The 10,874-nt window shown below is 59.5% G+C and carries 6 protein-coding genes and 4 pseudogenes; 4 read left to right on the top strand and 6 right to left on the bottom strand.

The window, feature by feature from the left end; all coding sequences use genetic code 11:
• Positions 1–157 precede the first annotated feature (157 nt).
• Positions 158–403, top strand: a pseudogene (locus ACFP9U_RS20230) (sugar ABC transporter ATP-binding protein); the annotation flags it as partial.
• Positions 404–935: 532 nt separating this feature from the next.
• On the opposite strand, the gene ACFP9U_RS20225 reads toward ACFP9U_RS20230, so the two are convergent.
• A complete protein-coding gene (locus ACFP9U_RS20225) occupies positions 936–2,078 on the bottom strand; it encodes an amidohydrolase family protein (protein WP_378624215.1) in 1,143 nt (380 codons plus the stop codon).
• A gap of 505 nt (positions 2,079–2,583) precedes the next feature.
• On the opposite strand from ACFP9U_RS20225, the gene ACFP9U_RS20220 reads away from it, so the two are divergent.
• Positions 2,584–2,964 (top strand): hypothetical protein, encoded by a 381-nt coding sequence (locus ACFP9U_RS20220; RefSeq protein ID WP_378624214.1) that lies wholly within the window; start codon positions 2,584–2,586, stop codon positions 2,962–2,964.
• 25 nt (positions 2,965–2,989) lie between these two features.
• Here ACFP9U_RS20220 and ACFP9U_RS20215 read toward each other — a convergent pair whose 3' ends face one another.
• The gene (locus tag ACFP9U_RS20215) at positions 2,990–4,375 is read right to left on the bottom strand and encodes an ATP-binding protein (protein WP_378624213.1); all 1,386 of its coding nucleotides are present in this window, start codon (positions 4,373–4,375) and stop codon (positions 2,990–2,992) included.
• Positions 4,375–5,112 (bottom strand): response regulator transcription factor, encoded by a 738-nt coding sequence (locus ACFP9U_RS20210; protein ID WP_378624217.1) that lies wholly within the window; start codon positions 5,110–5,112, stop codon positions 4,375–4,377. The genes ACFP9U_RS20215 and ACFP9U_RS20210 overlap by 1 nt, the downstream gene beginning before the upstream one ends.
• 1,031 nt (positions 5,113–6,143) lie before the next feature.
• Here ACFP9U_RS20210 and ACFP9U_RS20205 point away from each other — a divergent pair.
• Entirely contained in the window at positions 6,144–8,750 is a 2,607-nt protein-coding gene (locus tag ACFP9U_RS20205; protein ID WP_378624212.1) for a glycosyltransferase family 39 protein, read from the top strand.
• Between the two features lie 165 nt (positions 8,751–8,915).
• Here the strand turns inward: ACFP9U_RS20205 and ACFP9U_RS20200 are convergent.
• Positions 8,916–9,086, bottom strand: a pseudogene (locus tag ACFP9U_RS20200) (IS630 family transposase); the annotation flags it as partial.
• Positions 9,087–9,152: 66 nt separating this feature from the next.
• On the opposite strand from ACFP9U_RS20200, the pseudogene ACFP9U_RS20195 reads away from it, so the two are divergent.
• A pseudogene (locus tag ACFP9U_RS20195) lies at positions 9,153–10,161 on the top strand (IS110 family transposase).
• A 198-nt stretch (positions 10,162–10,359) separates the two neighbouring features.
• Here ACFP9U_RS20195 and ACFP9U_RS20190 read toward each other — a convergent pair.
• Entirely contained in the window at positions 10,360–10,575 is a 216-nt protein-coding gene (locus ACFP9U_RS20190) for a transposase (protein WP_378624216.1), read from the bottom strand.
• Positions 10,576–10,614: 39 nt separating this feature from the next.
• A pseudogene (locus tag ACFP9U_RS20185) lies at positions 10,615–10,874 on the bottom strand (IS630 family transposase); the annotation flags it as partial.

Here is a 10,874-nt window from a genome sequence, read left to right as displayed (position 1 = left end):
TCCGAGGAAGTCGTAGCGTTCTATGGCGAAGGATTTGCGGCTACTCGGGCGGGTCGGACCCCACCCTTGGTGTGGAGTTGCGGACGCTATTGATGCGCCGGGAGTGTTCGACTGACCGGCCGTCGTTATCCACAATGGCACCGTACATCGAAAAGCGCTGTCGAACCTGGATGCCATGCTGCGGGTACAGATGCGCATCGAACTGGCCAAGCTCCACCAGACGCTGGGCACGACGATGATCTATGTCACCCGCGACCAGGTGGAGGCGATGACGCTGGCCAACCGCATCGTCGTGCTCGACCGGGGTGTCGTGGCGTAGGTCGGCATGCCGCTGGAACTCAATGCCAACCCCGCGAACAAGTTCGTGGCCTCGTTCATTGGCTCGCCGACGATGAACTTCCTGCCGACGGCGGGCTGCGGGACCGGCGGCGGGATCGGGTTCGGGCATCGGCGGCAGCGGTGCAGCGTCCGATTCGACGATTTCGGAGGCGAGATCCTCGTCTGCTTCGTCAGGGGGGGCGACCAGCGAGCGCGGCAGGCGCCGGAACGCCTCGTCCGTCGGCGCAAAGACCGTGGCCGCTCCGGAAACGTCCGCCCCGGAGCCTTCGACCAGTTCGGCGAACGTGTCGAAGCGACCGCCGTCCCGCAGCAGCGTCCCAAGCTCATCTGCGCCAGCGCACGGCGCCGAGGCGGCCAGGAGCATGAGCGCCAGGGCCGGCGACAACAGTGTGACAAGCGATCGTGAATGCCTTGCGCTGCACCCGCCCAACGGGCTCGTGCAACGGCGTGAACGGTGTCTCGCGGTCAATGCTTCGCCATTCCGTCATTCGGAGCATCGTGTTCGGTTGTCTGACCTGGCGCGAACGTCCATCGTCGCCAGTCGGGCGGGTCTTCTGCGGTACGGCCTGTCCGCAGCGCCGGGCGGGGCGGATGCGTCAGACCTTTATGCTGAACAGCTTTTCCGCGTTTCGGAATGCAATTTTTTCCTTGGTTTCACGGGGCAGATCGACTGCCCGAAACCAGTCGATTCCTTCCTTCATGTCTGCAAACGGGTAGTCGGTTGCAAACATCACTCGATCCACACTGATGTACTTCAGCAAGAGATGGAGCAGTTCATCCTGGAAGAACGCGCTGGTTGTGAACCAGAAGTTGTCATGGAAGTATTGCTCGAAGGGATTATTCAGTGAGTCTTCGGTTACATCGCTTATCTCTCCCACGACACGCTCGTAGAAGAACGGAAGCCCCTCTCCCATGTGGCCGATAATGATCTGTAGTTTGGGAAATCGATCGAATACCCCATACGTGATCATTCGAAGGCATTGAGTAACGACTTCTTGGTGCCATCCATATGCTGGACCACTGATAATTAGGTCCTGGTGCTGCTTCTGATATTCTGGCCGCGTAGTGCTGTAGTAGATTTCGAAAACTTCGTCAGGTGGAAAGCCTGGATGGATGTATATCGGCACATCAAGGGCTTCGGCACGCGCCAGCACGGGCTCAAAAACGGGATGATCGAGGAATTTTTTCCCGATGATTCCATTGGTCAGGGCTCCCAGGAAACCATCTTCCCGAACTGCGCGTTCCAGTTCGTCCGCTGAGGCCTCCGGATTCTGCAACGGCAAGGTTGCAAATGCCTCGAATCGTCCCGGATAGGTGGCCATTGGCCCGTCGACAAGCATCTTGTTGAGACGATACGCAAAATCGATGCCCTCCTGACCTGGGACATTCTGCACACCTGGCGTATGTGCGGAGAGGATTTGAACGTTGAGCCCCGCCTCATTCATTGCACCGATGCGGCGCGGGCCTAGTTCGTAAAGACCAGTGCCCTCGAGGTACAGCCTGTGATCCTCGTTAATGGCGTTCAGCACCATCAGCTCAGGGGTAGAAAAGGTCTCTTCCGTGCCGATAAATGGCAGGTCCTGGTCTCGCAACGAGATGTCCAAAATCTCTGTCGCGGCGGCATTGGAGATAATGGCGGGCGCGGACAATCCGGCACCAACACCAAGTGCAGCCGCGCCACCTAGAAAGTCGCGGCGTCCCATCGCCAGGCTCTCTAGGGATTTTTCGATCTGTTTCATGTCAGTTTCTGCTCCGATGTTTGCGTTGCGCAGTCTGTGTGCAGCTTTCGCTCGACAAAGACTTCATCTCGACCGCTAGAAGCCGAGGTATGGCCCGCCGCATCCTGGAGGCGTGGCGACACATCAATGAGCCCGCCTGGCTGCACTTATTCCGATTTTGTCGTTGGGTTGTGTTTTCTCTTGTTGAGAGTTGTTTCGTCGCATGCATGCGGGCGGAGCGAAGCGACCCGGATACAGTATTGCCCCCACGGTACATCAACCGACGGCGCCGGTGATCGCGGGCAACAAGACATAACAACGCTCACCACGACCTCGCACAACGACATCATTCAAACGGACGGTTCGAAGGACCCCTCCCTTCTCGGCAAATCATGTTTCAATCCGGTCAGTGTGATTGCAGGGAGCGGATGATGCGTGCCCAGCCTTGGTTCTGGGATCTGGACGATCGCTACGAGCGGTTGAGCCCGGTCGGCGATGCGCTTCAGAAGCTGAATGACATCATTCCGTGTTCTTTTTTCGAGAAGCCGTTGGCCAAGGCGCTGAAACGCCCCGACGGGTCGAATGGCGTGCGTCCGCCCTTCCCGGTGATGATGTTCAGGATCCCGGTTCTGCAGGTCTCTACAATCCCTTCGACCAGGCGGAGTTCGTAATACAGGCTATCGTTTTGCGGTTTCTGGGTCTGTCACTGCCGCAGAAGGTGCCGGATGCCAAGACGATCTCGTCGTTCCGCGAAAGCCTGGTGCGCGCCGGCGCCGTCGACAACCTGCTCACCTGTTTCGACAAGCTTCATCTTGTTCGCCCGCCTCGCTGTTGCCCATCAGCCCATCTCTACCGTAAGCTGGAATCTGGTTTGGGTTGCTCGTTTCCTTCACTTGCGCCTCATTGACGCAATATATCACCGCTTTGCTGGATCACTCAGCGTGGGCAAGCTCACCGGCCGATGAGTTGAACGTGGCATCGCTTGCCACATCTCCTGCGGCGGGAAGTTCGATCTGTGCCAAAAGCCCATGCGGCACCCTGTTCAGAAGTTCGAGCGTGCCGCCATGCGCCCGCACGATGTCGTCAACGATCGAAAGCCCGAGTCCGAACCCGGGGCGACTGGCCGGTGTCCGTGCGGTATCGGCTTTGAAAAAGGGCTTTAGCACAAGGGTCCGCAAGCTGCCGAGAAGGCCCGGGCCCTCATCAATCACGCTTATGCGCACGGCTCCATTTTCGAGGACTGACAATTCCACCATGGCATGGCCAGCGAACTTGGTGCTGTTTTCGACGAGATTGGTGACCGCGCGCGCCAGCGATCGCGGTTTGCAGCGATAGGCGAAACGTTCCGGTCCGGTATAAGTCACGTTGAAGCCTATATCGGAAAAGTCAGAACACACGGTCGCCAACAGACTGGGAAGATCGGCATTCACCGGCTTCTCAGACGCCATCTCCTTGCTGAGATAGGTCAGCGTATCGTTGATCATATCGCTCAAAGCGGAGATGTCCTTGAGCAGCGCCGCTTTGAGCTCCGGCTGTGTCGACCGCTCCACGCGCAGACGCAGACGGGTCAGCGGTGTACGAAAATCATGGCTAATCGCGCGCAACATGCGCGTGCGATCATCGATCATGTGGCGGATCCGGCTGCGCATGTCATTGAGGGACTTCGCCAATGTCCGGATTTCGGCCGCGCCACGTTCTTTGAAAGGCCTGTCCGGCCCGTCGTCGGGCTTCAACGTTTCCGCAGCCTTCGCGAATTCAATGAGGGGAGCCGCAATCACCCGCGCCGCGTAGAGCGACAAGAGAGCCACCGGCAGGACTAGACCCATCAGTTCCAGCACGATGATCACTTCATGGTCGCTGATCCATGCGTCGGGAGGAGGCGGCGCGGGCAAAAACGCCAAGGCCCGGTTCTCGTCGATCCCGACGACCAGCACATCGCGAAGGCTTCCGGTTGCGGTCTCCGAACGAAAGGACGTCGTGAAGCTGACCGGTAGATTCTCCTGCACCGTGTGGCGGACATCCTCGGAGGAAATGTCCGTTTGGGAAAGCTCCGCCGCTGCAACTTCCTCCACCCGCAACCCCGTCCTTGCTGACGCATCGAGGATCGCCGCCTTCTGCCCGGGGGAAGTGGACGCGCGTACCAGATCGATGACCGACTCGATCTTCGATGCCGTCGCCCGGGCATAGGAGATGCTCTCCAGGTCTTCCGGCAGCAACCAATCGGAAATCGCGCTCAGGATGACGAGGCAAATGATCGGGCCGATGGCCAGGGCCACGATCTGGCGGCGAATCGATCCGCCCCTAAAGCGCTTGCTCATCAGCAGCCCTCGACTTTCGGGGTGAACATGTAGCCGCCCAAACGGACCGTCTTGATGAAGGACGGCTCGCGGACATTCTGCTCAATCTTCTGCCTGACGCGGCTGATGTGGACATCAATGCTGCGCTCGACCGAACCGGCAAGGCCGGCGTGGGTCAGCCGAAGAAGCTGCTCACGCGTCATAACCCGTCCCGGATTCTGGCAGAGTGCGAGAAGAATATCGAACTCGGCCGTGGTCAACGAGACGTGCACACCTTCCGGATTGATGAGTTGCCGCTGGATCGGATCGATCTGCCATCCCGCAAACCGCATTGGGGTCTGTCGCAAGGGCTGATCGGCTCCATAGGACGCGCGCCGCAACAGGCCTTTGACGCGCGCCATGAGCTCACGCGGATGAAAGGGCTTGGTGACGTAATCGTCCGCGCCGAGCTCGATTCCGACAATGCGGTTGATTTCATCGCCGAGCGCCGTGAGCATGACGATCGGGATCGTCGATGATGCCCGCAGCCGGCGGCAGATGCTGAAGCCGTCTTCGCCAGGCAGCATGGCATCAAGCACAACCAGATCGAAGGATTGCTTTCTCATGGCGGCGTCCATGTTGGCGGCTGAGCCAACTGCAACAGCCTCCAGGCCGTTCTCCCGCAACATCTCAATGACCATGGCGGCAATCTCCTCGTCGTCCTCGACGAGAAGAATGCGGGACACGGTTTCCGGCGCGCCGCGATGGTGAACTGTCATGTGTTTTCTCTGCAAAGCGTGATCGGCGATGGCTGGGATCTCGTGCTTCATTGTCGCAGAAACACACCCGAAGTTACAGGCGCAAGTTGTTTAGTTATGTTAAGAAGATGAAAAACGTGAGAAATGCCGAACAAGCGACATATTTCACGCAACCCTTTCTTTATCAAAATTTTAGGCACCGTTGCCACGAGAACACAAGTTCATCTGAATTTCTCAGAAAATATTCCAGCCGCATATGTGATGATTTCATTTTATTATTGTTGGTATTTTTCATTCGAGTTTAGCAGAAAATGATGAAATCTGCCGCATGCAACCGCTCCTACTGCCGCCAATGTACAATTCCCTACACCTGTAGATTTCTTGCGCGGGTTAAACCCGATCGGAAACCAAGGCCGACATCTGCCGTGCCGCCAGCACCGAGGTTCGGAAACAAAAACTTCACTGAACGCCTCGGTTTTGTCGCGGTTTTGACATCGCAAAGCTCTTCGCAGTCTTCATCTAGGGCGAAATCACGCCCGGAGGCACTCATGATCCATGATGAAATGACGATAGCCGACATCCTGGACGACCCGCTCATCGGACAATTGATGCAAGCTGACGGAGTATCTGTTGGACAGATGGAGAGGCTGCTTCTGGAAGCAGCCCAGGCACAAGGGAGCTGTAACGGGCACCCGATTAAGGTAGGCAAGATCCCCACCGCCGACGGTCCGGAAACCCGCGTCGGCACGTCTATGCATTTCCCGATGGCCAATTGCCCCTCTGGAATCCTGACAAGACATAGACGCCAATCAATCCGCGATTGGCTCAAAATCGCACCTCCCGGACAGTCGCGAAATAACCGTCGGCACCCGCGAGCATAGGCTTGCGGGAAAGTGGCCTGCGTGGCCGGGATTCATCCCGGTCCGGGCGCAACAAATCCAAGCAAAGCTCAACAAGACTTAACACCATCCGGTCGGGAAGCCGGCTAGGTCTAGGCGGCAGCGCGGCCCGATCACCGATCGCGCGCCGGCCAATTCCACCTGGAGTCTTGCATGAATTCTCATCCGAGACCGTCGCCTGACGTTCATACCCGCCAGTCGTCCGTCTCAATCATCGTCCCCACGTTGAACGAGGCGGAGAACATCGACCGGACCTTGCGCGCCATCATCGAGAATATCGGCGGGCGCTTTGATTTTGAAATCATCGTCACAGATGGAGGGTCGACCGATGGTACGCGCGAAAGGGTGGCCTGCTGGGAGAAGGATCGACCCCTTCGCCTGCTTGGAAACATTGGCGGCGGCGGGCTGGCCAAAGATGTCCGTGCCGCGGCGTTGAGCGCCAGATTTCCGATTGTCGTTGTGCTCGATGCGGATGGAAGCCATCCGGCTTCAGCGATTACTTCCCTCGTGGACGCCGTAGCTTCAGGCGAATACGACATAGCGATCGGCAGCCGGTATGTTGCCGGTGGTGCAACGGTCGACTGGCCCTTCCCGCGCCAGGCGCTTTCGCGCCTCGGCGCAGCGCTCGCGGCGCCCTTTACCGATATCCAGGATCCGCTGTCGGGCTTTTTCGCGATACGACGAACATGTCTCCTGGCTGCGGGTGCGGATGCGGAAGGATTCAAGATCGGACTGGAGGCGATTGTCGCCGGCGGCGACGGCATCAGGGTATGCGAGGTGCCGATTTCATTTTCCGACAGGGTTCATGGAACGTCGAAAATAGGCGCCAGTCAGACGATCGCCTACCTCAACCAACTGCTGCGGTTTTCCAGGGGCACCACCTCAGCGGTCGCCATGCATCGCTTTGCGCTGGTCGGCATGGCCGGGTTCCTCATGGACTTTCTTGTGGTCGCGGTTCTGCAGTCTCTCGGCACCAGCATCGCCATCGCTCATGTCTCCGGCTTCTGCATCTCGGCGGCGTTCAATTATCTTGGTCACATGAAATGGTCGTTCCACGATCGTCCCCGGGAGAAATCGCAGTTCGCGCGGTTCATTCTCGTGTCGGCCATGGCCATTGCCTTGCGCGGCGGCTTCATCGCGGCGGCGACCGATCTCGGTTTTCCCTTCTTCGCCGTGGTGATTGCGGGCATCGCGGGCGGCGGGGTCGTGAGCTACATCGGCAACGAATTCTATGTATTCAGGAATGACCGGTTCCTGTCTTCAGCGGCCCGATGGAGACTGGCGGCTTTCGCCATAGCCGTCTACGCCGTGGCGCTGAGGATCGTCTATCAGGGCAGCATAGACCTGATCCCTCAGGAGGCTTACTACTGGAACTACGCCCAGCATCCCGCATTGGGTTACCTCGACCATCCGCCGATGGTGGCGTGGCTGATATGGTTGGGAACGTCCGTTTTCGGCGATTCCGAATTCGGCGTTCGCATCGTGGCAACCTTCACCTGGCTGACGACCGCCTATTTCATGTTTCGGCTTACGAAGAATCTCTTCGGACAGACTGCCGCGTTTCTGGCTCTGATGCTGCTGTCGGTTTTCCCGTTCTATTTCCTCATCGGGATCCTGACCACGCCTGATGCACCGCTTACGGCCGCCTGGGCGGGAGCATTGTATTTCCTGGAGCGTGCGTTGCGGGCGAAAGATGCCAGGGCCTGGCTTGGCGCCGGACTCTGCGTGGGCCTTGGCATGCTGTCGAAATACACGATTGCTTTGCTGGGCCCTGCGACGCTGGTCTATCTGCTCGTCGATCCGCAGTCTCGACGGTGGCTCCTCACAACATGGCCGTACCTCTGCGCGGGCGTGGTGGCGGTCTTGTTTACCCCGGTGATTGCATGGAACGCGAACCACGACTGGGCTTCCTTTCACTTCCAGGGAAGCAGGCGATGGTTCCAGGACGACCTTGAATTTTCGATGCCTACCCTGGTGCTGTTCATGGCGGCGCTGCTGGGCCCGATCGGGATCTCCCTTGCCGGACATGCAGCCAGCCGGATGGTCCGGCTCCCGGCGAGGGCTTTTCTGCGGGAAGCCGGCGTGTTCGTCATCGTCTTCACACTGGCGCCGCTTTCGGTTTTCGTCTTCTACAGCCTGTTCCACTCAGTCAAGCTCAATTGGACAGGGCCGGTCTGGTTGGCATTGGTACCTGCCATGGCCAATGTGGTTGTCAAAGCAATAAAGAAGGGCGACAAACCCCGTTTCATGGCTTCCCTGCAGATCACCACGGCGGTCAGCGTTGTGGCGTTCGCGCTACTGTTTCACTACGTCGCTCTGGGCCTGCCCTTGATCGGCCATACCGGCAAGCTGCGCGGCCTGCCGGTGGCCTGGGAAGAGTTTGGCGCGGAAGCGGAGCGGATCAAGGCGAGCGTGGAAGCCGAAACCGGTCAACCGCCGCTACTTGTCGGCATGGACACCTACAACATCGCGAGCGAGCTCGGCTTTTACAGCACGGGGCCGGCCGCGTTGGAAAACGTCACAAGTCAGAACCTTTTCGGCCGCAACGGCCTCATGTTCGACACCTGGTTTTCCAACCGCTCCTCCGACGGACGGGACGTGATCATGGTCAGCGTCAAGGAAGCCGGCGTTTCCGATGACGGATTGTCCGCGTGGTTTGAGACCATCGGCCCGGTCGAGCGACAGGCGGTGCGAAAGAACGGCGCCGTGGCGGGACGTTTCTTTTACAGGATCGGCTACGGATTCCGGCACCCCGATTGACGCCCGCTCCCGTCTCCGGCCCATCGGCTCATGCCGCCGGGTCTCTTTGTCCCGTGCCTGCACCGTGCTGTCGCCTTCGAGCGCAACCACTATGACGGACACAAGTTGATCAGACCGTGAGCGAGGCCGTCGAGATCGCTAGCGTCGAGCTAGAGCACATCCTTTTTAATCTGGGTGATATCCTGCGGCCCTGAAGTGGTTGGCGCATTCGGCCGGCGTGAAGAGGTCGAGGACAGGACCGACAGCGTCCCACAAAGTGGTGATGGTCCTCTCCGCCTTGGCGCGCATGAGGGCCTTGAGCTTGGCGAATGCATTTTCGATTGATGGTGTGGATGGCTCCTGCTCCCGGCGTCGCATTGCGCCATAGTCGGGAAGTCATCATCCCGTATAGAGGAGCCATCCATGTCCGAGCTTGCCACAGTCGGTATCGACCTCGCAAAGAGTGTGTTCCAGATCCATGGTGTTGACGAGAACGGTCGGGTTCTCGTGCGCCGCCAGCTTCGCCGCGGCCAGCTGCTCGCGTTCTTTCAGAAGCGTCCGCGATGCCTGATCGGCATGGAGGCTTGCGCAGGTTCTCACCACTGGGGACGCAGGCTGCGGGAGATGGGGCATGACGTCCGGCTGATGCCGCCGTCCTATGTGAAGCCTTGTGAAGCGCGGGAAGACGGATGCTGCGGACGCGGCCGCCATCTGCGAAGCCGTGACGCGTCCGTCCATGCGGTTTGTCGCCATCAAGAGCGAAGCCTGCTCATCGGTTCTGGTACTTCACCGCACGCGGGACTTTCTGGTTCGCCAGCGCACGCAGATCGGCAACGCGATCCGAGCCCACATGACGGAGTTCGGTATCATAGCGGCGAAGGGCGCCCAGAACGTCGACCGACTGAGGGAGCAACTGGATCGACTTCCAGAAGCGGCCCGCATGCCGGTCGGCTTGCTCTTCGATCAGTTGGCCGAGACCAACAAGCGGATTGAGCGGTTGACCGACGAGATCGCAGAGACCTACGCGCAAAGCCAGGCAAGCCAGCGTCTGGCTACGATCCCGGGTGTGGGTATGCTATCGGCGACGATCATCGCGGCGACGACGCCGGATGTCGACAATTTCGACTGCGCAAGGGACTACGCCGCCTGGCTCGGCCTGACGCCCAAACCGCACTCCACCGGAGGCAAGCAGAGGGTGGGCCGGATCTCGAAGATGGGCAATCGATACATCCGGCGATTGCTGTATCTGGGTGCCATGGCGCAGATCATGCTTAGACATAGACTGAAGCGCGCGCCGGGTTCGGATTGGCTATCGAACATGCTGACACGGAAGAAGACAAAGGTCGTCGCCATCGCTTTGGCGCATCGCATGGCAAGGATGATCTTCGCTGTCCTCAGGGACGGCTCGCGTTACGAGCCGCAGGCATCCTGACAGGCTCGCGGAATGGTCAGGGCAAAGTGAGGTGATGGCGAACAAGCGGAGACGAAGAACCAGGACACCCCGATCAATCCGAAGCGCCTCGAGCGCGCTCGATTGAGTGGGACCTGTTCTCCAAGCGGATATTCATCAGGGCGCGCAACGACCTCGTTGCACATTCAGACGCCGTATACATGGCCGCAACCGACCTGTTCACCAAACCCGATCCGACACCCTTGACCCGCAGGAGCCATCCATACACGGATTGAAGTCGGGACTGTAGGGCGGCAGGTAGAGCAGGCTCGCGCCTGCCGCCTCGATCGCGCCGCGAACGCCGGCGGCCTTGTGGGCGGGCAGGTTGTCCATCACGCAGGCGCGCCATCTTCGTCGACAATCCCGTCTCGTCGATAAACACGAGCTTCGCGGGATCGAGGTCGAGCTGGCCGTCGAACCAGGCCCGCCTCCGCTTCAGGATGTCGGGGCGGTCCTGCTCCAGTGCGTGTGCGGACTTTTTTTGAAAGTCCAACCGCGGCCCCGAAGCCAGGCGCTCAAGGCGCTGCGGCTGATCCGCACCGACTGCTCGGCGACCAGCCGTTCCACCATCTCGTTCAGCGTGATGTCCTTGCGCTCTTCGATCAGCCCGACGATGGAGGCTTCATGCGTATCGAGGCTGGAGGCGCGGCGACGGCCTTGTGGTCGCGGCGCCAGCTCGCCCATCTTCGCCCGTG

Origin of the sequence: Nitratireductor sp. GCM10026969, from assembly GCF_042660605.1 — a bacterium.
Taxonomy (GTDB): Bacteria; Pseudomonadota; Alphaproteobacteria; order Rhizobiales; family Rhizobiaceae; genus Chelativorans.
Note: the sequence above shows the minus strand (reverse complement) of the source record. Positions and strands in the feature narration are given on the sequence as shown.

Bases quoted from the DNA above. Each gene is read 5' to 3' on its own strand.
- ACFP9U_RS20225 (WP_378624215.1), bottom strand. From the start codon at position 2,078: ATGAAACAGATCGAAAAATCCCTAGAGAGCCTGGCGATGGGACGCCGC.
- ACFP9U_RS20215 (WP_378624213.1), bottom strand. From the start codon at position 4,375: ATGAGCAAGCGCTTTAGGGGCGGATCGATTCGCCGCCAGATCGTGGCC.
- ACFP9U_RS20210 (WP_378624217.1), bottom strand. From the start codon at position 5,112: ATGACAGTTCACCATCGCGGCGCGCCGGAAACCGTGTCCCGCATTCTT.
- ACFP9U_RS20205 (WP_378624212.1), top strand. From the start codon at position 6,144: ATGAATTCTCATCCGAGACCGTCGCCTGACGTTCATACCCGCCAGTCG.